The following is a 24,385-nucleotide window of genomic DNA, read 5'->3' as shown; positions in this document are numbered from 1 at the left end:
ATCAACAGAACGCAAAAAACCTCAGAACGTCAGCTTCAGCTGCATACCGACCGCCAGTGCGTTGTCGGTATCGCGATAGGAGAACGTCCCCGGGTCGATGATGTATTGCATGTCGGGCCGCAACAGCAGCCACGGGCGGTACTGAAAGCTGTACGCCATCTCGATCGCGGACTCGGCGACCGTCAGCTGGCCGTCCTGCCCTTGCGCAGCGAGCGCCGCGGTCTGCGCGTCGAGCAGATGGTCGTTGATGCGGGCGCGCACCCAACCCAGCGACAAGCGGTCTTGTGGGCGACTGCGGAACGTACCCTGGTAGACGGCACCGAGCGACGTCCAGTCGATGATCTGCGAGCTCGCCGCATCGGAGAACGTGTACTGCGCGAAGACGAACAGGCCGCGGGCGTTCGCATCGGACTCGCTGTAGACCTTCTGCTCGGCAAAGATCCACGCGCCCTGACGGTGATGCGCGGTGCCATCCTGGCCCTTCTTGGCCACGTCGGAGCTGTCGTAGTAGTAACCGACGCGGTAATAGCCCGGATAACGGCCGCCGCTCGCACTGCCCGGCGTCCAGTGCAGCTCGACCGGCACGAGGCTGCCGGTGGTGCCGCTGGCGCCCAAATCCCAGGCCACGTCCGAATGCGCGTAGCGCGGATTGACCTGGAACCAGCCGGTGCGCACGGCCAGTTCCGGCGTCAGCTTGAAGCCGAACTCCGCCCCCCAACGCGCCGTCGGATAGTTGTACCAACCGCTGTTGCCCGACAGCGACAACGGATGCGCGCAAAACGCCGCGTTGACGAATTCCGGGCCGAACTTCAGCGACGCGAAGTTGTTGCCCATCGCGTAGAAGCCCGCCTTGATGTCGAGACGGCCGTCGAAGAAGTTCTGTGTGTAGCTCAGCTCGGTCGGCTTGGTGTAAAGGCCGCCGAAGGTTTCCTGGATCGGGAAACGATTGCCGGCCAGGTCAGCAGAGGTGCTGCGCCCGCGCCGATCGTTGACCGTCACGTGGAAGGCCGCACCCTGCCAGCCGAGCAGCGCCTGCAGATCGAAGTCCGCGCCGACGCGCAGCTGCTGCGCGTAACGCAGACCGTTTTCAAGTCCGCCGTCGACCACCCCCATGGTTTCCGACACCAGATCGCCGCGCAGACGGTATCCACGCTGCGCGAGCTCGGCGCGCGCCCCGCCCCAGCTGCCGGTCAGGTACTGCGTATCCATCGCGTCGGCCGACATCGGCTCGGCGGCGGCCATCGGGCTGACGCATAGCGCCGCCAACGCCGCGCCGCACCATACCGAGCGGGTCGTCATGCCGGTCGCGGACGCGTTCATGCGCCCTCCAGCGAGCCGTGAATCAGATCGAGCACGCCGACCAGGCGGTCGATCTCGACCTGACCCGGCGCCGATGCGTGGCCGATCATGCCGAAGCACATCGCCGATCCGAAGATCTCGCCGGCCAGACGCGACACCACGCCGGTGCCGCCCATCGACATCGTCATCATCGGCCGCTCGGCGTAGCGCGCCGACATTTCCCAGGTCGCACGCAGCAGCTCCAGCACGTCGCCCGGGTTGCGCGGCATCATCGCCAGCTTCAGCACATCGGCGCCCAACGCCTGCTGACGACGCAGGCGTGCCAGCAGCTCGGCCGCTGGCGGCGTGCCGCCGAAGTCGTGATTCGACATCACCACGTAGGCGCCAGCCGCGTGCGCCGCCGCCACCAGACGGCGAACGACGCTGGTGTCACGATACATCTCGACATCGATCAGATCGGCGAACCCGGCCTGCAGCAGACGCGTATAAAGCGCTTCATAGTCGGCGTCGCTGATCGCCTTCTTGCCGCCTTCCGCCTTGGTGCGGAACGTCACGATCATCGGCTTGCCGCCCAGCTCGGCGGCGATCTTCGGCCCCAGAGCCGCGAGCCGTTCGGCATCGAGACCGATATCGAGGAAATCGACGCGGAACTCGACGACATCGGTGTCGCGACTGGCACCGATCACCTTGGCCTGCGCCAAGGCCTGCTCGGCCGTCGCGCCGGTGATCGGCACGATCGCCTTGACGCGCCCTTCGCCGATGACGACATCCTTGACCTTGATCGGACGCATCGTCGGCTTGACCGACTCCACACCATCGGCATCGGCGGCCTGCGCAACGCTGAGCAGATTCGTCGCCAGCAATCCCGTGCTGGCCATCAACAATTCGCGGCGGTTCATGGGGTTCTCACTCCTGGTTTTGACGATCAAAGGCGCTGCATTCACTGTCGATGCAGTGTCAGCGCCGAACTGAATTCAGAGGTCGCGCCGTCGCTGGCGGTGACCGTCGCGGTGACCGCGATGGCGTCGCCGGCGGTGCCCAGCGGATGGGCGTTGTCGGCGTCGAACTCAAAGCGCGCCCGGCCCTGTGCGTCGCTGTAGGCGTCGACACTGCCGAGATACATCTCGCCCTCGGCGATCGCACCCGCCGGCACCGGCCGATTGGCGAACAGCTCGACGTGAAAGCGACGATGGGCCGCACCGCGCAGATGGCCGGACAGCTGCAGTCGCTGCGACGTCCAATGCCCGGCGTCGAGCTGCGGCGGCGCGATGCCACCGTTCGGCATCGGCTGGCAATTCGGCGCATGGTCGGGACAGATGTAGATCGCTTTGGCCGGATCGGCGACGACGCCACCGCCACGGTTGCCCTTGAACACCCAGTGCTCGAGGCCGGGCAGACCGAACAGGATGCCGACACGCGGAATCGACGGATCGCAGACCCCACCGGCGAAGCAGCGGTTGATCTTCAGGCCGTTGCCGTAGATCGCGTTCTTCGTGAAGCGGTTCGACGTGTGCTGCGCCTCCGGACGCACGCCGATGCCGATGCTGTTGCCCGTGATCGTATTGCCGTCGACGATGTTGCCGTCGCCGCTGACGTTGACGCCCACCGCGTTGCCGGTGAAGGTGTTGGCGGCGATCGTGTTGCGATTGCCCCAGTTGATCTGCAGGCCGTCGGAGTAGTGCTCGAAAAGATTGCGGAGCACGAAATTGTCGTTGCCCCACAGGATCTCGATACCCTGCGAGGGTTCGGGATTGGCATCGGTCGACACGAAACGGTTCTCGGCAACGAGATTGAACGCGGCGCCGCGCGTCAGCTCCAGGCCGTCGCCGTTGTCGAGAAATTCATTGCGCTCGATCCGGTTGTGCACCGTGGTCGTCGCCGTCGGCTTGCCGTGACCGTCGTCGCCGGTCAGCATCACGCCCGAGCCGCCACGATTGCCGACGATGCGGTTGTCGTGCAGATAGTTGCCGCTGGCGCGGTTGATCAGCACGCCAATGCAGAAATTGCGAATCTCCAGCCCGCTCAGCTCGACCCCTTCGGTGTCGCGCAGCACCAGTCCCGGCGACGTCATGGTCCGCACATTGGTGCCGTACTGGCCGGGCACCGCACCGGGGCAGGCCTTGACGCCATCGCCGACCACATAGGCCGAGCCGTCGATGGCGATGTACGCACCGTCGCGGTCGCGCGGCAGGCCGACGATCTGCACCGGCCCCTTGATCTCCGGCAGCGGCGACTGTGGGCGGATCACGTAGGGCGGCTTGCCGACCGCCTCGATCTCGATGCGATAGTGGCCGGGATTGCGATTGGCGGTCTCGATCGCCCAGCGCAGGCTGCCCTGCGCATCGTCATCGCTGTAGTGCGTGACGGCCAGCACGTCCGCTGCCGGCGCCGCCAGCGCCGGGGCAACGAGCACGAGCGAACCCAGCAGCCCGAAGGCCGCCACCATGAAAGAACGGTTCATGATCCCCTCCGTTAACGGTAAATTTTTTCTTTGATGAGCAGTGCCGCCGCCGCGATCAACGCGGGCACCGCCAACAGCGCGAAGATCGACGCGAAATGCCAGCCGAGCTGTAGCAGCACGCCGCCCAGCATCGCGCCGGCGATCGCGCCGAAGCGGCCGATGCCGAGCATCCAGGCGACGCCGGTCGCGCGGCCGCGCGTCGGGTAGAACGCGGCAGCCAATGCCGACATCGCCGACTGCGCGCCGCTCATGCAGAAACCGGCGCCAAGCACAAACCCAGCGAGCAGCACGATGTCGCCGCTACCGCGGCCGACCGCGAAGATGAAGACGGCACCGAACGCGTAGGCCGCCGCGATCACGCGATACGGGCTGATGCGATCCATCAGCCAGCCGACCAGAATCGCACCGACCGTGCCGCCGAGCTGGAACAGACCGGTGACGACCGCCGCCTGCTCGAGGTCGAAACCAGCATCGCGGATCAAGGTCGGCAGCCAGCTGCCGAGCATGTAGATGATCGCCAGGCCCATGAAATACGTGAGCCAGAGCAGCACGGTGCCGCTTGCCAGGCGGTCGACGAATAACACCGCGATCGAGCTGCGCCCGCTGACATCGGCCTTTTCCGGGATCACGAAGCGCGTACGCTCGGTGAATGCCAGCGGCGCAATACGCCGCAACAGCGCCGCGACCTCGGCGGCCGGCCGCTGCCGAACCACTAGAAAGCGCGGCGACTCCGGCAGCCACAGCCACAGCAGCACGAACAGGCCCAGGGGCAGCACGCCGCCCAGCGCCAGCATGCTCTGCCAACCGAACATCGGAATCATCGCCGCGGCGATAAAGCCGCCGGCGGCCGAGCCGAGCGTAAAGCCGGCAAACATGATCATCGTGATGAAAGCACGGCGCCGCGCGGGGCCGTACTCCGACGTCAGGGTAATGGCGTTCGGCATCGCCGCGCCCAGGCCCAGTCCGGTCAGGAAGCGAAACGCGATCAGCCCCGTCATCGACGAAGCGGCGGCCGCTGCGAGCGTGAACAGACCGAAGGTCAGCACCGACACCAGCAGCACACGGCGACGTCCGTAACGATCCGACAGCGGGCCGGCGCAGAGCGCACCGATCGCCAGACCGAACAGCGCCGCGCTGAGCACCGGCGCCAGGTCCGCACGCGCCACATGCCAGGCGTCCGCGAGAGCCGGCGCGACGAAGCCCATGATCGCGGTGTCGAATCCATCGAGCGCGACGACCAGGAAGCACAGCGCCACCGTCAGCCACTGCATGGCGCCCAAGCGGTTGCCGTCGATGAACTGCTGGACGTCGACGACGTCAGCCGGCTGAATGCGGCAACCGTCGCCTGCCGTCGCCAGCGACGCCGGCGCGCCGGTCCGGGCGCTCACGATGACCTCGATGCGCGCTCATCCATCGCACGCGCAGGTATCGGAAATCGGCAGCCGTGCATCGGGCCGCACTCGACAAGACTCATGACTTCGCTCCTCCACAGTTCGCGACTCATCGCGCCTGTTGACCGCTTATGAACGCTATGACCAACGGCCGCACCTTAGGCGGCGCGAGTAATTCGGCACAAGTCCGTTAATCGATTTAGCGTGCGATTATCGCGCAATCCATGGTTCCAGCCGACGAACGGCGAGCGCCCTTACTGCCGCAGCTCCGCCGCCGCCGCGCGCAATTCGGGGAGAAAGAGCTGGGTCAGGTCACGCAACGGCGTACGCGCCGCCTGCGTACCGGTATTGAGCGCCGCCACGACGTGGCCGTGGCGGTCGAAGACCGGCACGGCGATCGAACGCAGACCGACCTCCAGTTCCTGATCGACGAGCGCATAGCCCTGACGACGAACACCGACCAGGATCTCGCGCAGCTTGGCCACCGACGTCACCGTCTTCACGGTGCGTGGGTGCAGCGTGGTCCGCGCCAGATACTTGTCGAGCTCGTCCTCCGGCAGCGCTGCCAGCAGTACCCGTCCCATCGATGTGCAATAAGCCGGCAGCCGCGTACCCACGTACAGCGCAATCGACATGATGCGCGTGGTTTCCGCACGCGCCTGGTAATAGACCTCGCCACCGTCGAGCAGCGCCAGTGAGCAGGATTCGTGCAGGCGATCGCGGCAGCGGTCGAGCAGCGGCTGGGCTGCCGCCGCAAGCGGTCGCGACGACAGGTGCGCAAAGCCCAGCGTCAAGACTTTCGGGCGCAGGCTGAAATGGCCATGCTGTTCGGCGACGTAGCCGAGCTGCAGCAGGGTGTAGAGACAGCGCCGCGCCGCGGCGCGGGGAATGCCGGTGGCCTGGCTGACCTGCGACACCGTCAGCGAGCGCTGCCTGAGGTCGAAGGCCTGCAAGACGGCGAGCCCGCGCGCCAGCGAGGTCATGAAATTCGGATCGCCGCTGAAAGCATCGATTTCGTCAACCGGCATGCGTTGTTCGCCGCTCGCCGCGCTGCTCGTGGTTTCGTCATCCGGGGCTTTGCCGGCTCGCTTTTGTCGCACGATTGATCTCCTCGAGATGTTCGATTATCGCACAGATATTCGATAAACGATCTTGAGGATAGCGCACACGCGGCGTAACGTGCGGCCACCATCAGAACGGCCTCTCACGCCGTCGGAGGAGCCCCGCATGATCATCATGCCACTCTCGAATTTCGCGTTTGCCGCCCGCCGGGCCATGGCAACGGAGGTCTCATCGTGATCGACAAGAGCGTCGCGTCGGCGGAAGCCGCGGTCGCCGACATCTTCGACGGCGCGCGCGTCATGATCGGCGGCTTCGGTACCGCCGGCATGCCCGATCAGCTGATCGATGCGCTGATCGCGCATGGCGCCAAGGATCTGACGATCATCAACAACAACGCCGGCAACGGCGACACCGGTCTGGCGGCGCTGCTGAAAGCCAAGCGTGTGCGCAAGATCGTCTGCTCGTTTCCGCGCCAGAGCGACTCCTACCATTTCGACGCGCTCTATCACGCCGGCGAGATCGAGCTGGAACTGGTGCCGCAGGGCAATCTCGCGGCGCGCATCCAGGCCGCCGGCGCCGGGCTCGGCGCGATCTACACGCCAACCGGCTACGGCACGCTGCTCGCCGACGGCAAGGAGACGCGTGAAATCGACGGCCGTCAATACGTCCTCGAATACCCGATCCACGCCGACTTCGCGCTGATCAAGGCGCTGCACGGCGACCGCTGGGGCAACCTGGTCTACCGCAAGACCGCGCGCAACTTCGGCCCGATCATGGCGATGGCCGCCAAGTGCACGATTGCACAAGTCAGCGACATCGTGCCGCTCGGCGCACTCGATCCGGAAGGGGTCGTCACGCCGGGTATTTTCGTGCAGCGACTGGTCGCCATCGGCAATGCCGTGCGCGCCGCCGCCTGAGGAGCCCGCGATGAACAAGCTTACCCGCGACCAAATGGCGGCCCGCGTCGCGCTCGACATTCCTGAAGGCGCCTACGTCAATCTCGGCATCGGCCTGCCGACCAAGGTCGCCAACTTTCTGCCGGCCGACAAGGAAATCTTCCTGCAGAGCGAAAACGGTCTGCTCGGCATGGGCCCGGCCCCGGCCAAGGGCGAGGAAGATCCGGACTTGATCAACGCCGGCAAGCAGCCGGTGACGCTGCTGACCGGCGGCTGCTATTTCCACCACGCCGATTCGTTCGCGATGATGCGCGGCGGCCACCTCGACATCTGCGTGCTCGGCGCGTTTCAGGTTTCTCAGCACGGTGATTTGGCCAATTGGCATACCGGCGCGCCCGATGCGATCCCCGCCGTCGGTGGTGCCATGGACCTGGCAATCGGCGCCAAGCAAGTTTTCGTGATGATGGACCTGCTGACCAAGGGCGGCGACAGCAAGCTGGTCGCCGAATGCAGCTATCCGCTGACCGGCCTGCGCTGCGTGTCGCGCGTCTACACCGATCTCGCGGTCTTCGACCTGGGCGCGAACGGCGCCAGCGTGATCGAAATGGTCGACGGCCTGTCGATCGACGAGCTGCGCACGCTCACCGGCCTGTCGCTCAACGACGCGACGGTCAGCGCCTGAGCCGCAAGGAGACTTTCATGAACGATGCATTCATCTGCGACGCAATCCGCACGCCGATCGGCCGCTACGGCGGCGCCCTGGCGGCGGTCCGCGCCGACGACCTCGGTGCGCTGCCGATCAAGGCGCTGCTCGAGCGCAATCCGTCGCTGGATCCGGCGGCGATCGAGGAGCTGTACTACGGCTGCGCCAATCAGTCCGGCGAGGACAATCGCAATGTCGCGCGCATGAGCGCGCTGCTGGCCGGCCTGCCGGTGACGGTGCCCGGCGTGACGCTGAACCGGCTTTGTGCGTCCGGCCTCGAGGCCGTGGCCAGCGCCGCGCGCGCAATCCGCTGCGGCGAGATGCAGCTGGCGATCGCCGGCGGCGTCGAGTCGATGACGCGCGCGCCGTTCGTGATTGGCAAGTCGGCGGGCGCCTACGGCCGCGCGCAGACCATGGAAGACACGACCATGGGCTGGCGCTTCGTCAATCCGAAGATGCAGGCCGCCTACGGCGTCGAGACGATGCCGCGCACCGGCGAGAACGTCGCCGAGGATTACGGCGTCTCGCGCGCCGACCAGGACGCCTTCGCGCTGCGCAGCCAGCAGCGCACCGCCGCCGCCCAGGATCGCGGCTATTTCGCCGAGGAAATCGTCGGCGTCGATGTGCCCGGCCGCAAGAAAGGCGAAATCATTCGCGTCGAGCGCGACGAGCATCCGCGCGGCGACACCACACTCGAAACACTGGCCAAGCTCAAGCCGCTGTTCGGCGCCGACGCCACGGTCACCGCCGGCAATGCGTCCGGCATCAATGACGGCGCGGCGGCGCTGATCGTCGCCAGCGAAGACGCGGCGAAGCGCTACGGCCTGCGGCCGCGCGCGCGCATCCTCGGCGCCGCCAGCGCCGGCGTCGAGCCACGGGTAATGGGCATCGGCCCGGTGCCGGCGACGCGCAAGCTGCTGGCCATGCTCAAGCTCGGCATCGACGATTTCGACGCGATCGAACTCAACGAAGCGTTCGCCAGCCAGTCGCTGGCGGTGCTGCGCACGCTGGGCCTGGCCGACAATGCGGCCCACGTCAACGCCAATGGCGGCGCGATCGCGCTCGGCCATCCGCTCGGCATGAGCGGCGCGCGGCTGGCGATGACACTGGTCCACCAGCTTGAAGCGAGCGGCGGCAAGCGCGGCCTCGCGACGCTGTGCATCGGCGTCGGCCAAGGCCTCGCGCTGGCGGTCGAAAAAGTCTAGATCATCACGCCGCGCCATCGCGCGCGGCCTGTTTCACCGAGGAGAAGCGCATGTCTGACGAAGTTCGGGGCTACCGCAAACCGTTCTGGAATACGCAGCCCGACTACATCTTCGAGCCGTATGCGTCGACCGTGCTGCGCGGCCCGACGCAGACGCCGATCGCCATGCCGAGCACGCTGTCGGAAGTGACCGGCCCGCGCTTCTCGCGCGACATCCTCGGCGAGGCCGAAGACGACATGACCGTCGGCAACGGCGGCGCGCCGCAGGGCGAGCGCATCATCGTCTCCGGTCGCGTACTCGACGAAAACGGCAGACCGGTGCGCAACACCCTGGTCGAAGTCTGGCAGGCCAATGCCGCCGGCCGCTATCTGCATCAGCGCGATCAGCACGATGCGCCGCTCGATCCGCATTTCTCCGGCGAAGGTCGCGTGATGACCGACGAGCACGGCCGCTACCGCTTCAAGACCATCAAGCCCGGCGCCTACCCGTGGCGCAATCACTACAACGCCTGGCGCCCGGCGCATATTCATTTCTCGGTGTTCGGCGACGCCATGGCGCAGCGCCTGGTCACGCAGATGTATTTCCCGGGCGACCCGATGCTCGACGTCGATCCGATCTTCCGCGCGACCGCCGACGAAGCCGCACGCATGCGCCTGGTCTCATCGCTGGACTGGGAAAACTGCGTCTCCGAGTACGCCCTCGCATACCGCTTCGACGTCGTCCTGCGCGGTCGCCTCGAAACGCCTTGGGAGCAGTGAAATGAGCTTTCAGCAAACCGCCTCGCAAACCGTCGGCCCGTATTTCATCATCGGCTTCCAGAACGGCGTGCACACGGACAACGCCGGCGATCAGGCCGGCGCGGTGACCATCCACGGCCGCGTGTTCGACGGCAAGGGCACGCCGGTGACCGACGGCGTCCTCGAGTTCTGGCAGGCCGACGCCAACGGCCACTACGCCGACGCCAGCGACGCCGGCTTCCTGCGCGTGCCGCTCGACGCCGACGGAAACTTCACACTTCGTACCGTCAAGCCCGGCCGCGTCGCCGGACCGAACGGCACGCTGCAAGCGCCGCATCTGGTCGTCAACGTCTTCATGCGCGGCCTGCTCAAGCACGCCCCGACGCGCGTTTATTTCGACGACGAAGCGGCCAACGGCGAAGACCCGATCCTCGCGCTCGTTCCCGTCACGCGGCGCGCGACGCTGATCGCCAAGCCGTCGACGGACGGCAGCTACGTCTGGGACCTGCACATGCAGGGTGCCGACGAAACGGTGTTCTTCAGCTACTAAACGCCGCGACGCGCGATAATCGCCGCATGTCCATCCACGATTCGCTGTTGGGCCGGACCTTCGTCGACAACGCGACGCGTGCGCTGCTGGGCGACGCGCGGCGGCTCGACGCGATGCTCGCGTTCGAGGCGGCGCTGGCGCGCGCGCAGTCGCGCTGCGGCCTGGTGCCGACATCGGCGCTGGCTCCGATCGCAGCCGCCTGCGACGCCCGTCATTACGATGTCGCGGCACTCGGCGATGCCGCACGGCTGGCCGGCAACCTCGCCATTCCGCTGATCAAGGCGCTGACCGCCGAGGTCAAGGCGCACGACGCCGATGCCGCCCGTTGGGTGCACTGGGGCGCGACCAGTCAGGACGTGATCGACACCGGGCTGGTCCTGCAATTGCGTGACGTCTTCGATCACGTCGATGCCGCGCTGGCGCGAATGATCGAGACCCTAGCGGCGCTGACGCGCACGCATCGTCGCAGCGTCATGGCCGGCCGCACCTGGCTGCAGCAGGCGGTGCCGACCACCTTCGGCCTGAAGACCGCCGGCTGGCTCGACGCCTTGCTGCGCCATCGCGCGCGTCTGCACGAACTGCGGCCGCGCGTGCTGGTCCTGCAATTCGGCGGCGCCGCCGGCACCCTGGCATCACTCGGCGAGCACGCCGACGCCGTGAGTCGTGCACTCGCTGCCGAGCTGCAACTCGGCGCAGCCGCCCTGCCCTGGCATACGCAGCGCGACCGCATCGTCGAGGTCGGCGCCTGGTTCGGCCTGCTGGCCGGCACGCTGGGCAAGATCGCCCGCGATCTGTCGCTGATGATGCAGACCGAGGTCGCCGAGGTCTTCGAACCGGCCGGCGCCGGCCGTGGCGGCTCATCGGCGATGCCGCACAAGCGCAATCCGGTCGGCTGCGCCGTCGCGCTGGCCGCCGCGATCCGCACTCCGCATCTGGTCGCGACGCTGTACAGCGCGATGGCGCAGGAACACGAGCGCGGCCTCGGCAACTGGCCGGCCGAATGGGAGACCCTGCCCGAACTGATCGGCTTGACCGGCGGCAGCCTTGCCGCGATGCAGGACGTGCTCGCCGGCCTCGATGTCGACACCGCGCGCATGCGTCGCAACCTCGACGCCACACACGGCCTGCTGTTCGCCGAACGCGCGTCGATGAAACTGGCCGAAGCGCTCGGCAAATCGACTGCCCATCACCTGGTCGAACAGGCTTCGAAGCGCGTGCTCGCCGAACAGCGACCGCTACGCGCGGTGCTCGGCGACGACCCGCAGGTCGCAGCGCTGCTGGACGACGCGGCGCTCGCCGCCCTGTTCGATCCCCTGACGACGCTGGGCGACAACGACGCGTTCATCGACCGCGTGCTCGCCGACGTCCCTGCCTCCGGACATTCGTAATGCCTCACGTTCAAGCCAACGGTATCCGCCTGCATTACCGCTTCGACGAGCGCCGCGACGGCGCCGCCGACGCACCGGTGCTGGTGCTGTCCAACTCGCTCGGCACCACGCTGGCGATGTGGGATCCGCAGATCGCGGCGTTCACCGAACATTTCCGCGTATTGCGCTACGACATGCGCGGCCATGGCGATTCCGATGCACCGGACGGCGACTACAGCATCGAGACGCTCGGCCGCGACGTCGTCGGTCTGCTCGACGCACTGGGCCTGCAACGCGTGCACTTCTGCGGCCTGTCGATCGGCGGCCTGACCGGCCAGTGGCTGGGCCTCCACGCCGCGGCGCGTCTGCAGCGCCTGATCGTCTGCAACACCGCGGCCAAGATCGGACAGGCCGACGGCTGGAACGCGCGCATCGCCCAGGTCCGCGCCAAGGGCATGACCGATGTCGCCGCCGCCTCGATCGGGCGCTGGTTCACGGCGGAATTCGTCGACCGCGACCCGGCCGCGGTCGACGCCGTACACCGCCAGTTGCTATCGCTCACGACGCCCGGCTATTGCGGCGGCTGCGCGGCGGTCCGCGATGCCGACTTTCGCGGCGCACTCGCGGCGATCACGGTACCGACCCTGGTCGTCGGCGGCCGTGGCGATCAGGTGACGACGGTCGCCGACGCACGCTTCATCGCCGCTGGCGTTGCCGACGGCCGCGTCGCCGAAATCTCCGGCGCGCACCTGTCGAACATCGAGTCGCAGGCGGCCTTCGATGCCGCCGTGCTGCGCTTCCTCGGCGTCGACGTGGTCCAGCATCTGCACGAGGACGCGCGCTATGCGATCGGCCTGGCGCGCCGCCGCGAAACGCTGGGCAGTGCGCATGTCGACCGCTCGCTGCAGAACGTCACACCGTTCAATGCCGAATTCCAGGACGCCATCACGCGCAACGCCTGGGGCGAGATCTGGACGCGCGCCGGCCTGCCGGGTCACACCCGCTCGCTGCTGACGATCGCGATGCTGATCGCGCTCGGTCGCGACGGCGAGCTGAAGCTGCATCTGAACGCCGCGCGCCACAACGGCGTGACCCGCGACGAGATCAAGGAGCTGCTGATGCAGGCGGCGATCTATTGCGGCGTGCCGGCCGCCAACCACGCCTTCAGCCTGGCCGCAGAGATTTTCGCGCAGCAGGATCGCGAGGCGACGCAGGCGTAAGCGCCGCGCCGGCACGGCGATAGCGCAGCGGCGTGTCGCCGCACCAGCTTTTGAACGCGCGCGTGAACGCGCTTTGCTCGGAGTAGCCGAGCAACAGCGCGATTTCCGGCAGGCTCAGCTTCGGATCGGCCAGATAGCGCTGCGCCAAGGCCAGGCGCGTGTCGGCGAGCATGGACTTGTAGGTCAGGCCGCGGGCCTGTAGTTGCCGATACAGCGTGCGCGACGACTGGCCCATGCGCCGCGCCAGTTGTTCCAGCGTCGGCTCGCCGTCTTGCAGGGCCTGGACGATGGCCTGCTGCAACTGCCCGACCAGCGCATCGACCCGCGGCAGCGTCTGCAGCAAGGCTTCGGCCTGCTGGTCGAGCAGTGCGCGCAGATGCGGATCGCGGGTGTCGATGGGCAGCGCCAGGGTCGCGGCGTCGAGATGGACGACCAGCGAATGGCTGCCGAAGTGCACCGCGCACTGCAGGAAATCCGTGTACGGCGTGAGGTCCGCTGGCGCCTCGCCCGGAAATTCGACGGCGCGCAGGCGCAGATCGCCGCGACCGCTGAGCTGGCGCGCCAGCGTCAGCAGCGCCGACACCAGCACCTCGTCGGAAAGCCGCGTCGAGCGCGCATATGACGCATCCCAACTGAGGCGGAATTCGTCGCCGCGGCGCTGCGCGAGGGTCGGCGTCAGGTTGTGCAGCAGCGGCTGGAAGCGCTGGAAGCGCAGCAAGGCCTGGCCGAGCGTCTCGCAGGACATCGCCAGATAGCCGAGCACGCCGACGTGATGCGGCCGCGCGCTGCGGCCGATCCACAGGCCGGTGACCGGCCGCGGCCGCGCGTCGGCGATCTGCTGCAACAGCGCCCACCAGGTTTCGGCCGCCATGCGCGGCTGCGCCGCCAGCGTGCCGAGCCGCTCGCGCAGGCCGCCGATGTCGAGCTTTTCGTCGTCCAGATACTGGCGCAGCAACTCGGCCAGTGACGCCGAGACGTAGACGTTTTCCGCCATGACCGCATTCTCCTCGGTGGCGGAGAATGTCAAAAATGAAAATCGGGCGTCAATACAGGCCTACGGCGAACGGCGATGATGGCGCCATCGTCGACCGGTCCGCAGGCCGGCATGGAGGACTCCGATGCAAGACGTACTGCACGCCCTGATGTTCATCGCCGCCGCCGGCGTCATCTTCGTCGGCGTCGTCGCCTCCGAAGCCTGGTACTGGAAGCGACGCGGCCGCCCCGAGCAATACGAGCTGGCCGACACGCTGTCGAACATGACCATGGGCCTGAGCTACAAGGTCGTCGACGGCGTGGTCGTGGCGCTGGCCGGCGGCGCATTCTTCTCGCTCGTCCACCCTTACGGCCTGCAATACCAGCCGGTGCATGGCGTCTGGAGCGTGCTGCTGATCTTTGTAATCACCGACTTCACGTTCTACGTCTCGCACTATGTCTGGCACAAGGTGCGCTGGTTCTGGACCTCGCACGCCGTGCATCACTCGTCGCAGCGCATGAATTATTCGACGGCGCTGCGCCAGAACTATCTGGTTGCGCTCAATGGCGGCAATCTGATGATCGCCGGCGCGATCGCGCTGGTCGGCTTCGACAAGACCTGGGCGATCGTCGCGCTCGAACTGAATCTGCTCTACCAGTTCTTCCTGCACACCGAGGCACCGAGCGTGCTCGACCGCTTCGGCGCGGTACTCAACACGCCGTCGCACCACCGCGTGCATCACGGCTCGAACCCGCAGCAGATCGACCGCAACTTCGGCGGCGTGCTGATCATCTGGGACCGGCTGTTCGGCACTTTCCGCGCCGAGGCCGACGCCGGCGAGATCGCCTACGGCGTCACCGAGCGTCAGTCGCGCTCACGCAATCCGTTCTATCTGCAGCTACACGAACTCGGCACCCTGCTGCGCGACGTCTGGCGTTATCGCGATCCGCGCATTCTCGTGCGCCACCCGGCCTGGGCCGAGCAGCACTACGGCCAAGCTGCAGCGGCCGATCAGTCTTCGCCGACGACGCCGAACTCGACCGGCGCCTTGATGTAGAACAGGCGCAGCTTTTCGCCCTTGAGGCGCGCGAACAGCTTGTCCGACTGCTCTTCATTGACCGCCATCATCACCTTGACCGGCTGATCGCCAAGTTCGAAGAAGTGCGCCGAATGCAGACGGCCGTCGTGGCCGATGCCTTCGGTGCCGGCGATCACGGTGACGCCGCGCAGCTCGAGTTCGCCGGCCAGCTTGACGAGCCAGTCGCAGAGCGCGTGACCGTCATGACGGTCGTTCTGCTGCATGTAGAAGCTGATCTGATATCCGTTCATCGTGTTCTCCACTTATCGATGCGACAGCACCTGCACGGTGCCCATGCCGGCCAGCGTCATCGCCAGCGAACCGGCGACGTGCACCGCCACCGCGCCAGCCAGCACGCCGAAGCGCCCTTGCTGGAACAGCGATGACAGTTCCGCGGAAAACGTCGAAAACGTCGTCAGCGCGCCGCAAAAACCGGTGACGATCAACAAGCGCCACTCCGGCGCCAGCTGCGGCATTTGCGCGAAGAACGCGATGCCGACGCCGATCACATAGGCGCCGAGCAGATTGGCGGCGAGCGTGCCGGGCGGCACCGCCGGAAACAGTCCGTTGAGCAGCAGGCCGAGCGCCCAGCGCAACCACGCGCCGAGAGCGGCACCGACACCGACTGCGAGCAAGCCAGAGGCCGTCATTCCCTCATCTCCAGGTTCGAGTAAGCCTGCGGGGAAGCCGTGGAGATCGCGCCTACCGACGGCCTCGCCACGCGAGGCACAGTAGGCATCATCAGCCCATTGCGGGCGGTTCGAGGAGGTATGCCATCTCCTGCGCGCAGTATAGCCGGCCGCGCCCGCTCAGGCAGCCGCTGCGGGCAGCTCGTAGTCAAAGCGGTAGCGATGCGCGCCCGCCTCGACGACGATGTCCATGCGCCCGCTGATTCCAAGCAGTTCGTCGGTACCGGAGTCCGGCACGACGACGATGTTGAGCTGCGGCGCACCGCGCGTCATCGTTGCGTGATGCTGCAGCACGAAGCTGCCGCGCCGGCTCTGCAGCGTGCCGACGAATTTTTCGATCGCGACATAGCCGGCCGAACCCGGCGTCGACGTCATTGCCGTCAGCATTTCGCCACGGCTGCGGCCGTCGAGTGCGCCACGGTACTGCTTGTCGATCGACATACGGCCGCGCGTGGCGCCGCCCGCTTCGTCGGCGAGCGCCACATCGAGCGGTTCAAGCTGGACCTCGAACGCACCGGAAACAAGTTGGCTCATATCGGGATGCCGGGTCGCAGGGAAGAGTGCCGAGTGTAGCGGCATGCCCGCCGCACGCGGGCTGCTCAGTGCAGGTCCAGCAGATGCGGTCGCAGGATGTCCGCCACCCAGTCCATGAACACGCGCACCCGCTTCGACAGGTTGCGGCGATGCGCGTACAGCGCGGTGACCGGCATCGGCTCGGCCGGAAAGTCGGTCAACACCTCGACCAGACGCCCGTCATCGAACAGCGCCTGCTTGCCGGCGGACGGAATCTGCACCAAGCCGAGTCCGGCGAGGCACGCCGCCTCATAGGCCTCGGCATTGTTGACGGTCAGCGCCACCGGCATCTGCAAGGTGCGGTAGCCGCCCTCGCCGTCTGGATATTCCCAACCGCTGCTGCGCGCGCCCAGCGTCGGCACGTAGTCGACGAGCCGATGCCCGGCCAGATCGTCCAGCGTGCGCGGCGTACCGTAGCGGCGCAGGTAGTCAGGACTCGCACAATTGACGATGCGCAGCGCCCCCAACGGCCGCGCCACCAGCGTGCTGTCGCCGAGGATGCCGACGCGGAGCACGCAGTCGAAACCCTCACGCACCAGGTCGACGCGGCGATCGGTGCTGCTCAGCTCCAACTGCAGTTGTGGATGTGCGTCGAGAAATTCCGGCAGTCGCGGCACGACGAACAGGCTCGCCAGTCCGCTCGACATGTCGACGCGCAGCCGCCCCGACAGCGCCTGATCGTGCTGGAACATTGTCGACAGCTCGTCGACGTCGGCCAGCAGATCGAGGCAACGCTCGTAGAACGCACGACCGTCCTGCGTCAGCTCGACGCGACGCGTCGTGCGGTGCAGCAGACGCACGCCCAGTTCGCTCTCGAGCTGCTGCACCGCCGTCGAAACGCTGGCCTTGGGCAGCCCCAGCAGCTCGGCGGCGCGCGTGAAACTGCTCAGCTCGGCCACCCGCGCAAAGATCTGCATGGCATCGAGACGATTCATCGGCCTTCCAATTGTTCATTTTTCGCGAACAGATAAATCAATTTATCATCGTTTATCGTAAATCATTCAATCAATAAAGTGATCTCCATCGCGCAAGCCCGCGCTTTCACTGGAGACCTCCCATGAGCGAACAGACCCCGATCACCCTCATCACCGGCGGCAGCCGCGGCCTCGGCCGCAATGCCGCCGTCGCCGTCGCCCGCCAGGGCCAGGACGTCATCATCACCTACCGCAGCCGCGCCGATGAGGCGAAGAACGTCGTCGCCGAAATCGAAGCGCTGGGCCGCCGCGCCGTGGCGCTGCAACTGGACGTTGGCGACAGCGCCAGCTTCGATGCCTTCGTCACCGCCGTGCGCGAGGCGCTGCAGTCGCACTGGCAGCGCGACACGTTCGACGCACTGGTCAACAACGCCGGCGTCGGCCTGCACACGCCGTTCGCCGACACGACCGAAGCGCAGTTCGACGAGCTGATGAACATCCACCTCAAAGGACCGTTCTTCCTGACCCAGAAGCTGCTGCCGCTGATCGCCGACGGCGGTCGCATCGTCAATATCTCGACCGGCCTCGCGCGCTTCTCGCTACCGGGCTACGCCGCGTACGCGACGATGAAGGGCGGCGTCGAAGTGCTGACCCGCTATCTGGCCAAGGAACTCGGCCCGCGCGGCATCGCCGTCAACGTCGTCGCGCCGGGCGCGATCGAAACCGACTTCGGCGGCGGCCGCCTGCGCGACAACGCGCAGCTCAACCAGTTCGTCGCCTCGCAGACGGCCTTGGGCCGCGCCGGCAAGGCAGACGACATCGGCGGCGTGGTCGCCTCGCTGCTGTCGCCAGCCAACGGCTGGATCAACGCGCAGCGCATCGAAGCCTCGGGCGGCATGTTCCTCTGAGGTCCACGCCCTGCCGGCGCCCAACGCCGGCGGGGCGGCTTCAGCGATGCCGCGGCGCTGCGCAATGTGGCGCCAGCTGTCATTCCCCTGAGCGCAAGCTGGCCTCACCATCCCTGCAAACCGTCGCAAACGCCGAAGGGGGACTGACGGCGCCGCGGCGAATCATCCGACTGCAGGGAGGCGGCCATGATGCTCAACCCGTTCGTTCGTTTCGGAGCGTGTTTTGTCCTGCTCGCGGCGCTCGCCGCTTGCGGCAGCAGCCAGAGCGTCAGTTCGCCTGACGGCGGCAGTGGTGACGGCAACAGCAGCGGCGACGCCACCGATGTCGTCGACAGCGCCGCCGCGCAATGCATCCTCGACAGCTCAGCCTTGCAGGTCGGCACCACGGCGGACCTGGTCATCGACGGCACGACGATCACCAAGACGCATCAGCCGGATGCACCGAGCGCACTGGAGACACCGATCGACGATGCCGGCGCCGCCACCGGCAGCTGCGCCGGCAACGAGCAGTTCCGCTTCGGCACCGGCATTTACGACACCACCGGCCCGATCGGCGGCAATCCGACCGGCCACGGCGACATGTTCGGCATGGTCGTGCCGCCGCAGGCACCGAAGGGCATCGACACGCGCCTCTACGCCCGCGCCTTCGATATCGAGTCGCCGTGCAACGGCAAGCGCGTGGTGTTCGTGTCGGTCGACCTCGGCGCAATGTCGGCGATCATTCATCAGGAAGTACTGAAGAAGCTGGCTGCCGACGCGACGCTCGGCGGGCTGTACACGGCCGACAATGTGATGATCTCGGCGACGCATACACATACCGCACCCGGCGGCTTCGGCGTACCGGAACTACCGGACCTGTCGTCAACGCTGCCGGAGGCGATCAACGATCCGGTCGAATGGGTCGAAAGCCTGATCTTCAGCGACGCCGCATTCGACAGCGACAATTTCAACGCCATCGTCAACGGCATCGTCGAAGCGATCCGCCGCGCGCACGCCAATCTCGAAACGCATGGCGACAGCGCACCGATCCGCATGTCGATCTCGCAGTTGCTCAACGCCAACGTCAATCGCTCGCCGCCGGCCTATGCGCAGAACGCCGAATCCGAGCGCGCGCAATACCTCGACGAGAATGGTCACGAGGTCAATGTCGACAAGCGCTTCCTGCAGCTGAGCCTGATTCGCAACGACGGCAAGGCGGCCGGCGTGCTGAACTGGTTCGCCGTGCACCCGACGTCGATGGGCAACCATGATCTGCTGATCTCCAGCGACAACAAGGGCTGGGCGGCGCTGCGCTTCGAAAAGCTGATGGGCACGCAATACACGCCCGACAGCAGCGATACGCCGGACGGCACCGACAACTTCGTCGCCTCATTCGCGCAAACCGACGAAGGCGACACCATCCCCGATCTGTTCGTGTTCGATGCCGACATCGACGGCGGCAACGGGCCCGGCCAAGGCGTGCCGTACGGCATGCGCGGCGGCACCGATGAGCCTTACGAATTCGATGAGCCGGGCTATCAGTACGGCCAGCCCGAAGCGGCCGCTATCAACGGCACCAAGCAGCTCGCGCAGGCGCTGAGCGACTTCGGCCAGGGCACGGCGCTGCACGGCCCGGTCGACTACCGCTTCTTCTATGCAGATTTCAGCGACGACGAGGTCACCGATCCGGAGGTACTCGCCGATCTGCAGGCCCCCGGCTCGCCCGACGACCTGTACACCGGCGACAAGACCACTTGCACGACCGCACTCGGCTTCGGCTTCGCGGTTGGCGGCGTCAACGGTCCCGGCCCCGGCGCGGCCGGTTTCACCTGCGTCAACGACGCGCCCAGCGAATACAAGACCGAGATCCGCACCGGCTACAACGGCCTGTTCAACGGCACCGGCTATCTCACCGTCGAGCAGAACGACACGCCGATCAAGGTGCCGCTGCCGGGCGTGCTCGTGACCGCCGCGGTGACGCCGGTGCTGTGCCTGCAAACGCTGACGCCCGGCTACTCCTGCCAGAAGGAAAAGCCGGTGTTCACCCCGTCGGAAACCGATCCGGTGCCGTTCCAGATCTTCCGCATCGGCAATCTGGCGGTGCTCGGCGTGCCGTTCGAGGTCACGACCATGGCCGGCCGGCGCCTGCGCAAGACCGTGCTTGATGCGCTCTCGCCGGCCGGGGTCGACACCGTCGTCATCGCCGGCCTGTCCAACGATTACCTGCACTACATGGCGACGCGCGAGGAATACTCGGCGCAGATGTACGAAGGCGCGTCGACCTACGCCGGCCCCTGGCAGCTCGCGGCGACGCAGCAGGAAGCGCGCAAGCTGGCGCTGACCATGGCCAGCGGCGAACCGGCACCAACCGGCGTCGCCGCCACCGACATCACGATCGGCAACGACGCGCCGATCACCACCGACGTACCCGGTGACTACGGCAGCATCGTCACCGATGCCAACGCCAGCTATACGCAGGGCGACGAGGTCGACGTGACCTGGGTCGCCGGCTATCCGGGCAACGACCTGAAGACCATGGCCTCGTATCTGTATGCCGAGCGCGAGAACGCCGACGGCAGTTGGACCGTGGTCGCCACCGACAAGGATCCGGAGCTGCGCTTCGTCTGGAACACGCGCTCGAGCCTGATCCTCACCGAGCTCAATCTCGCCGGCTCGTCGACCGCAGAAGCGCTGTGGAAACTGCCGCTGAACCTGCCGGCCGGCACCTACCGCCTGCGTCACGAAGGGGTCTACCGCACCTCGGCGAGCGAGCCGCCAACGCCGTACGAAGCGCTGAGCAGTCCGTTCACCGTCAGCGGTACGCCGGCGAGCTGCCCGTCGTAAGCACCTTGCCTCGTCTGCGGCGCGGGGCTTAATGCAGCGCGCCGCAGACGATATCCTTGGCGATCGTTTTCAAACCCTCGCTTCGATGTCCATCGCCCTGACGCCGTTCGCCCGCGCCCGCCTGTTCCCCAAGGACGGCCGGCGCAATGCCATTCAAGGCTGCACGCCCGCCGCATTCGAGCAGCACCTCAACGCGCAGGCGCCGCTCAAAGTGCTCGACGGCTATGCGCCGTTCTGCAAGCTGCACGTGCATCGCAACTGGACGCAGACGCGCTGCCTGACGATTCCGATCACCGACGACAACCGCCATCTGCTGCGCAGCGGCTACGAGGCGCGGACCAAGGCCGAACTGCCGGTGCTGGTGCGCTGGTTCGAGGAACTCGAAGCGCCGGTCGCCGACTATCTGGTGGTGATTCTTTACAGCCGCGAGCAAATGGCCAAGGAAGGCGAAGCAGTCGACGCTGATTGGGGCATCGTCGGCTGTCTGGCGACCGCGCAGCCCGAGGAGATCCCGATGGCGCCGATCACGATGATGCGCAATGCGCTCGGCGTCGAGGAAGGCGGCTCCGGCGTGGCCATGGATCGCGATGCCTACCGCCGCAGCGTCGAATTCTGGGAGCATCACGCCAATTGGCGGCTGCCGGCGCGCTAAAGCGTACAGCGGCATTCATGATCCGGATCAATGTCGCCGTGACGCGTAGCCGGCAGGCTTGATGTGAACTCGACGACGCAGAGGAGCCGGTCATGGACCACGGCACGGACGAAGGTTCACGTTATGACGCGATCGGCGGACGCGACGGCGTTGAATCGCTGGTCGTGAAATTCTACGAGCGCGTGCTCGCGGATCCGCTGTTGGCGCCTTTCTTCCTCGATATTCCGATCGACCGCCTGCGGCGCATGCAATGCGAATTCTTCACCGCGGCGCTCGGCGGCCCCGGCGAATATCAGGGTCGCGTCGTCGCGCACGCACATCAAGGCCTCGATATCGGCCGGCCGCACTTCCAGCGCTTTGCCGACCATCTGTTCGAAACGCTCAGCGAATTCCCGCTCGATGAGCAGGATCGCTACGACATCATCAACCGCATCAACCTCTACAGCGACGACATCATCGGCGTGGGTTCAGATTTCAGCGACTGACGTCGGCGATTCATGTCGCCGCGCCTCGCTGTCAAAAAAGCGGGCGGCGGCACCAACGGAACCCAAGCCCCGTTCGTGCCGCCGCCCGCATCTGACGGCTGATGCGAGCGCCAACCTCGCGCCCGCACCCGGAATTGCCGCTTAGCCGGCCGTCAGCAGTGCAGTGGCCTGATCCAGGCGATCGGCATAGCGCGTCAACGCACCGGCTGCCATTGCGATCGAGCTCGGCACATCGCTCCAACGCTGCTCGGTGATGGCCTCGGTCACGTCAGGCAAGGTGGTGACGCCGTAACCGATGTAGCGGCCCGGTGCGTAGATCAGGTTCTTGAACCACGGCCGGCCATGCAGGCCCTGATCCGAACACAAGGTCTGCGCGATGTCCTTCATCATCGCGAACAGCTGCGCGCGCTTCGCGGCACTGAGCGACGCACCCTTGGCGTCGAGCGCTGCCTGGTATTTCTGCGCGCTCGCGTCGAGCTTCGTGACCGCGTTGTCGAGCGGCGAGAAGTCGATCGCCGGCACCGTCTCGAGCGGTACCGGATCGCCATGCGATTCGCTCAGATTGGCCGCCGTCTCGAACGCGTGGTCAGCCATCAGGGTCTTCTGCTCAGCCGCATCGTCACGCTGATTCGACGCCAGCGATTCGACCTGCTTCACATAGTGCGCCGCCGCCGTGGCGAAACCTGCCGGGCTTTGCAGCGGCAGTTGCGAGTCCGCAGCGCGAATGACCGCATGACCGACGAACTGTGCGACCACCTTGCCGTAGACCATACCGGGGTTCGAGAAGCGCACGACGTGCTCGTAGGTGTCATAGGCCGAGTGGTAGACGCCGCCGCCTTCCGCCTCGCCGCCGAAGCCCACGTTCAGCGTCGCAACGCCGAGATGGTCGATGAACGGCGAGAAGTCCGAGCCGGACCCGATCGGCGCCACCGGCAAGGTGCCGTCGACACCGCCCAACATCTTGGCCGTCATCTTTTCGCCGGCGCTGGCGCCCGGCTCCAAGGCCTGCGTCAGCACGCGGTAGCGCGCACGCTTGCCGACCGAAACATCGGTTTCGGGGTCGGCAATGCCGTCCGCCAGTCCGGTCACGAAGCGACCGAGATCCTGACTGCCGCCGACATGCAGGAAGCCGCGCGAAATACCGTCGGTGTTGAGGTAGATCACGGCATTCTTGCGCAACTCGGCAGCGTGCTGTTCGGCCCATTCGGTCGAGCCCAGCAGCATCGGCTCTTCGCCATCCCAGCTGGTGTAGACGATGGTGCGCTTGGGCCGCCAGCCGGTCTTGAGCAACGATCCCAGTGCGCGCGCTTCATCCATCATCGGCACCATGCCACTCAGCGGATCGCTCGCGCCCGCCACCCAGCCGTCGTGGTGATTGCCGCGCACCACCCACTGGTCCGGCCAGGTCGAACCCTTGATCTTGGCGATCACGTCGTAAACCGGCTTGAGCGACCAGTCCGACTTGACCTTGAGATGCACCGGGCCCGAGCCGGGGCCGGCGCGGTAGGTGATCGGCAACGCGCCGCGCCAGTTCTTCGGCGCGACCGGCCCGGTCAGCTCGGACAACAGCACCTGCGCATCCGCATAGGAAATCGGCAGCGCCGGAATCTTCACCAGCGAACCGGCCGTCTCGCGCGTCAACCGCTTCGCGTCGGTGGTCGCACCGATCCCGGGCGTCAGCGGGTCGCCCGGGTACAGCATCATGTCCATCACCGAACCGCGCTGAATGCCCCGCGGCGGCCGGCTCGGCCCCTTCGGATAAGGCGCGCCGACCGCATAGCCGTCATCGGCGGGGTCGGAATAGATCAGGCAACCAATCGCACCGTGCTGCGCCGCCAGCAGCGGCTTCACGCCGCGCCAGACCTGGCCGTAACGCGCGATGACAATCTTGCCCTTGACGCTGACGCCCATCAGCGCCAGCTGCCGATAGTCGGCCTCGGTGCCGTAGTTGACATAGACCAGCGGCGCGGTGACATCGCCGTCGCCCTGATAGGCCAGATAGCCCGGCAATTCAGGCTGCGTGAAGCGCGACGTGGAATCGCCGGGGATCGGCGGCTCGGTCAGCGTCGCCTTGAAGCTGCCCATCTCGACCGCTTCTTCGATCGGCGTCGGAAACAATACGTGAAAGGTTTCGATCTTGGCGTCCCAGCCCCACTTGCGGAACTGCGCCAGCATCCACTCGGCATTCGCCTTGTCGTGTGGCGAGCCAACGTGATTCGGCTCGGACGACATCGACTTCAGCCATTTGAGCTGGTCCGCCGTGCTCAGCTGCGCATCGAAATGGTCGTCCAGCGACGTCTCCGTCGCTCCGGCCTGTGCAAGCGCAAACAGTGGCATCGCCAACATGCACGCACCGCCAAGCGCTGCGGTGAAGGTTTTTTTCATCATTGAGGGACTTC

The 24,385-nt window shown here is 66.6% G+C and carries 23 protein-coding genes and 1 riboswitch; of the genes, 12 read left to right on the top strand and 11 right to left on the bottom strand.

Annotated features, from left to right (window positions below; all coding sequences use genetic code 11):
• Positions 1–21: 21 nt before the first annotated feature.
• From G7Y82_RS15700 to G7Y82_RS15680, 5 genes are all read right to left on the bottom strand, one after another.
• Positions 22–1,320 (bottom strand): carbohydrate porin, encoded by a 1,299-nt coding sequence (locus tag G7Y82_RS15700; protein WP_206370757.1) that lies wholly within the window; start codon positions 1,318–1,320, stop codon positions 22–24.
• Complete coding sequence (gene aroD, locus G7Y82_RS15695) at positions 1,317–2,198, bottom strand: type I 3-dehydroquinate dehydratase (RefSeq protein ID WP_168149078.1); 882 nt, start codon at positions 2,196–2,198, stop codon at positions 1,317–1,319. Before aroD ends, G7Y82_RS15700 begins: the two co-directional genes overlap by 4 nt.
• A gap of 41 nt (positions 2,199–2,239) precedes the next feature.
• Positions 2,240–3,760: a NosD domain-containing protein gene (locus tag G7Y82_RS15690; protein ID WP_206370755.1), complete on the bottom strand. Its 1,521-nt coding sequence runs from the start codon at positions 3,758–3,760 to the stop codon at positions 2,240–2,242.
• 11 nt (positions 3,761–3,771) lie between these two features.
• Positions 3,772–5,031: an MFS transporter gene (locus G7Y82_RS15685; RefSeq protein ID WP_168149120.1), complete on the bottom strand. Its 1,260-nt coding sequence runs from the start codon at positions 5,029–5,031 to the stop codon at positions 3,772–3,774.
• A 374-nt stretch (positions 5,032–5,405) separates the two neighbouring features.
• Positions 5,406–6,179: an IclR family transcriptional regulator domain-containing protein gene (locus G7Y82_RS15680; RefSeq protein WP_168149077.1), complete on the bottom strand. Its 774-nt coding sequence runs from the start codon at positions 6,177–6,179 to the stop codon at positions 5,406–5,408.
• Between the two features lie 267 nt (positions 6,180–6,446).
• On the opposite strand from G7Y82_RS15680, the gene G7Y82_RS15675 reads away from it, so the two are divergent.
• The 7 genes from G7Y82_RS15675 to pcaDC are packed head-to-tail and all read left to right on the top strand — an operon-like array spanning position 6,447 to position 12,891.
• Positions 6,447–7,130, top strand: coding sequence for a 3-oxoacid CoA-transferase subunit A (locus G7Y82_RS15675; protein WP_168149076.1), 684 nt, complete (start codon positions 6,447–6,449; stop codon positions 7,128–7,130).
• Between the two features lie 10 nt (positions 7,131–7,140).
• Entirely contained in the window at positions 7,141–7,791 is a 651-nt protein-coding gene (locus tag G7Y82_RS15670; protein ID WP_168149075.1) for a 3-oxoacid CoA-transferase subunit B, read from the top strand.
• Positions 7,792–7,808: 17 nt separating this feature from the next.
• A complete protein-coding gene (pcaF, locus tag G7Y82_RS15665; RefSeq protein ID WP_168149074.1) occupies positions 7,809–9,017 on the top strand; it encodes a 3-oxoadipyl-CoA thiolase in 1,209 nt (402 codons plus the stop codon).
• Positions 9,018–9,067: 50 nt separating this feature from the next.
• On the top strand, positions 9,068–9,775 hold the full coding sequence (gene pcaH / locus G7Y82_RS15660; RefSeq protein WP_168149073.1) for a protocatechuate 3,4-dioxygenase subunit beta: 708 nt from the start codon (positions 9,068–9,070) through the stop codon (positions 9,773–9,775).
• Between the two features lies 1 nt (position 9,776).
• Positions 9,777–10,304, top strand: a complete 528-nt coding sequence (pcaG, locus tag G7Y82_RS15655) for a protocatechuate 3,4-dioxygenase subunit alpha (RefSeq protein ID WP_168149072.1) — start codon at positions 9,777–9,779, stop codon at positions 10,302–10,304.
• Between the two features lie 26 nt (positions 10,305–10,330).
• The gene (locus G7Y82_RS15650) at positions 10,331–11,692 is read left to right on the top strand and encodes a 3-carboxy-cis,cis-muconate cycloisomerase (RefSeq protein ID WP_168149071.1); all 1,362 of its coding nucleotides are present in this window, start codon (positions 10,331–10,333) and stop codon (positions 11,690–11,692) included.
• The gene (pcaDC, locus tag G7Y82_RS15645; protein WP_168149070.1) at positions 11,692–12,891 is read left to right on the top strand and encodes a bifunctional 3-oxoadipate enol-lactonase/4-carboxymuconolactone decarboxylase PcaDC; all 1,200 of its coding nucleotides are present in this window, start codon (positions 11,692–11,694) and stop codon (positions 12,889–12,891) included. Before G7Y82_RS15650 ends, pcaDC begins: the two co-directional genes overlap by 1 nt.
• On the opposite strand, the gene G7Y82_RS15640 is transcribed toward pcaDC, so the two are convergent.
• On the bottom strand, positions 12,836–13,885 hold the full coding sequence (locus tag G7Y82_RS15640) for an AraC family transcriptional regulator (RefSeq protein ID WP_168149069.1): 1,050 nt from the start codon (positions 13,883–13,885) through the stop codon (positions 12,836–12,838). The two genes, pcaDC and G7Y82_RS15640, sit on opposite strands and share 56 nt — an antisense overlap.
• A gap of 124 nt (positions 13,886–14,009) precedes the next feature.
• Here G7Y82_RS15640 and G7Y82_RS15635 point away from each other — a divergent pair, with 124 nt between their 5' ends.
• The gene (locus G7Y82_RS15635; RefSeq protein ID WP_168149068.1) at positions 14,010–14,921 is read left to right on the top strand and encodes a sterol desaturase family protein; all 912 of its coding nucleotides are present in this window, start codon (positions 14,010–14,012) and stop codon (positions 14,919–14,921) included.
• On the opposite strand, the gene G7Y82_RS15630 is transcribed toward G7Y82_RS15635, so the two are convergent.
• The 4 genes from G7Y82_RS15630 to G7Y82_RS15615 form a co-directional block, all read right to left on the bottom strand.
• The gene (locus tag G7Y82_RS15630) at positions 14,876–15,193 is read right to left on the bottom strand and encodes a DUF190 domain-containing protein (RefSeq protein WP_168149067.1); all 318 of its coding nucleotides are present in this window, start codon (positions 15,191–15,193) and stop codon (positions 14,876–14,878) included. The two genes, G7Y82_RS15635 and G7Y82_RS15630, sit on opposite strands and share 46 nt — an antisense overlap.
• A 12-nt stretch (positions 15,194–15,205) precedes the next feature.
• Positions 15,206–15,592 (bottom strand): fluoride efflux transporter CrcB, encoded by a 387-nt coding sequence (gene crcB / locus G7Y82_RS15625; RefSeq protein ID WP_168149066.1) that lies wholly within the window; start codon positions 15,590–15,592, stop codon positions 15,206–15,208.
• Positions 15,593–15,667: 75 nt separating this feature from the next.
• Positions 15,668–15,732: riboswitch (Fluoride riboswitch) on the bottom strand.
• Between the two features lie 19 nt (positions 15,733–15,751).
• Entirely contained in the window at positions 15,752–16,165 is a 414-nt protein-coding gene (locus tag G7Y82_RS15620) for a DUF3224 domain-containing protein (protein ID WP_168149065.1), read from the bottom strand.
• 65 nt (positions 16,166–16,230) lie between these two features.
• Positions 16,231–17,139 carry a LysR family transcriptional regulator gene (locus G7Y82_RS15615; RefSeq protein WP_168149064.1) on the bottom strand — a complete coding sequence of 303 codons (909 nt, stop codon included), beginning with the start codon at positions 17,137–17,139 and terminating at the stop codon, positions 16,231–16,233.
• A gap of 122 nt (positions 17,140–17,261) precedes the next feature.
• Between G7Y82_RS15615 and G7Y82_RS15610 the strand changes: the two genes are divergently transcribed.
• The 4 genes from G7Y82_RS15610 to G7Y82_RS15595 all read left to right on the top strand — a co-directional run bounded on the left by G7Y82_RS15610 (position 17,262) and on the right by G7Y82_RS15595 (position 21,986).
• Positions 17,262–18,026, top strand: coding sequence for an SDR family NAD(P)-dependent oxidoreductase (locus G7Y82_RS15610; RefSeq protein ID WP_168149063.1), 765 nt, complete (start codon positions 17,262–17,264; stop codon positions 18,024–18,026).
• A gap of 186 nt (positions 18,027–18,212) precedes the next feature.
• On the top strand, positions 18,213–20,849 hold the full coding sequence (locus tag G7Y82_RS15605; RefSeq protein WP_168149062.1) for a neutral/alkaline non-lysosomal ceramidase N-terminal domain-containing protein: 2,637 nt from the start codon (positions 18,213–18,215) through the stop codon (positions 20,847–20,849).
• 85 nt (positions 20,850–20,934) lie between these two features.
• A complete protein-coding gene (locus G7Y82_RS15600; protein ID WP_168149061.1) occupies positions 20,935–21,501 on the top strand; it encodes a DUF3228 family protein in 567 nt (188 codons plus the stop codon).
• Positions 21,502–21,593: 92 nt separating this feature from the next.
• The gene (locus tag G7Y82_RS15595) at positions 21,594–21,986 is read left to right on the top strand and encodes a group I truncated hemoglobin (protein WP_168149060.1); all 393 of its coding nucleotides are present in this window, start codon (positions 21,594–21,596) and stop codon (positions 21,984–21,986) included.
• A 141-nt stretch (positions 21,987–22,127) separates the two neighbouring features.
• Here the strand turns inward: G7Y82_RS15595 and G7Y82_RS15590 are convergent, their stop codons facing one another.
• Entirely contained in the window at positions 22,128–24,374 is a 2,247-nt protein-coding gene (locus G7Y82_RS15590; protein WP_206370753.1) for a transferrin receptor-like dimerization domain-containing protein, read from the bottom strand.
• Positions 24,375–24,385: the final 11 nt, after the last annotated feature.

Source organism: Solimonas marina (assembly GCF_012241385.1).
Taxonomy (GTDB): Bacteria; Pseudomonadota; Gammaproteobacteria; order Nevskiales; family Nevskiaceae; genus Solimonas; species Solimonas marina.
Note: the sequence above shows the minus strand (reverse complement) of the source record. Positions and strands in the feature narration are given on the sequence as shown.

Coding starts and splice junctions, on each gene's coding strand:
- G7Y82_RS15700 (WP_206370757.1), bottom strand. CDS start 1,320: ATGAACGCGTCCGCGACCGGCATGACGACCCGCTCGGTATGGTGCGGC.
- aroD (WP_168149078.1), bottom strand. CDS start 2,198: ATGAACCGCCGCGAATTGTTGATGGCCAGCACGGGATTGCTGGCGACG.
- G7Y82_RS15690 (WP_206370755.1), bottom strand. CDS start 3,760: ATGAACCGTTCTTTCATGGTGGCGGCCTTCGGGCTGCTGGGTTCGCTC.
- G7Y82_RS15685 (WP_168149120.1), bottom strand. CDS start 5,031: ATGCAGTGGCTGACGGTGGCGCTGTGCTTCCTGGTCGTCGCGCTCGAT.
- G7Y82_RS15680 (WP_168149077.1), bottom strand. CDS start 6,179: ATGCCGGTTGACGAAATCGATGCTTTCAGCGGCGATCCGAATTTCATG.
- G7Y82_RS15670 (WP_168149075.1), top strand. CDS start 7,141: ATGAACAAGCTTACCCGCGACCAAATGGCGGCCCGCGTCGCGCTCGAC.
- pcaF (WP_168149074.1), top strand. CDS start 7,809: ATGAACGATGCATTCATCTGCGACGCAATCCGCACGCCGATCGGCCGC.
- pcaH (WP_168149073.1), top strand. CDS start 9,068: ATGTCTGACGAAGTTCGGGGCTACCGCAAACCGTTCTGGAATACGCAG.
- pcaG (WP_168149072.1), top strand. CDS start 9,777: ATGAGCTTTCAGCAAACCGCCTCGCAAACCGTCGGCCCGTATTTCATC.
- G7Y82_RS15650 (WP_168149071.1), top strand. CDS start 10,331: ATGTCCATCCACGATTCGCTGTTGGGCCGGACCTTCGTCGACAACGCG.
- pcaDC (WP_168149070.1), top strand. CDS start 11,692: ATGCCTCACGTTCAAGCCAACGGTATCCGCCTGCATTACCGCTTCGAC.
- G7Y82_RS15640 (WP_168149069.1), bottom strand. CDS start 13,885: ATGGCGGAAAACGTCTACGTCTCGGCGTCACTGGCCGAGTTGCTGCGC.
- G7Y82_RS15635 (WP_168149068.1), top strand. CDS start 14,010: ATGCAAGACGTACTGCACGCCCTGATGTTCATCGCCGCCGCCGGCGTC.
- G7Y82_RS15630 (WP_168149067.1), bottom strand. CDS start 15,193: ATGAACGGATATCAGATCAGCTTCTACATGCAGCAGAACGACCGTCAT.
- crcB (WP_168149066.1), bottom strand. CDS start 15,592: ATGACGGCCTCTGGCTTGCTCGCAGTCGGTGTCGGTGCCGCTCTCGGC.
- G7Y82_RS15620 (WP_168149065.1), bottom strand. CDS start 16,165: ATGAGCCAACTTGTTTCCGGTGCGTTCGAGGTCCAGCTTGAACCGCTC.
- G7Y82_RS15615 (WP_168149064.1), bottom strand. CDS start 17,139: ATGAATCGTCTCGATGCCATGCAGATCTTTGCGCGGGTGGCCGAGCTG.
- G7Y82_RS15610 (WP_168149063.1), top strand. CDS start 17,262: ATGAGCGAACAGACCCCGATCACCCTCATCACCGGCGGCAGCCGCGGC.
- G7Y82_RS15605 (WP_168149062.1), top strand. CDS start 18,213: ATGATGCTCAACCCGTTCGTTCGTTTCGGAGCGTGTTTTGTCCTGCTC.
- G7Y82_RS15600 (WP_168149061.1), top strand. CDS start 20,935: ATGTCCATCGCCCTGACGCCGTTCGCCCGCGCCCGCCTGTTCCCCAAG.
- G7Y82_RS15595 (WP_168149060.1), top strand. CDS start 21,594: ATGGACCACGGCACGGACGAAGGTTCACGTTATGACGCGATCGGCGGA.
- G7Y82_RS15590 (WP_206370753.1), bottom strand. CDS start 24,374: ATGATGAAAAAAACCTTCACCGCAGCGCTTGGCGGTGCGTGCATGTTG.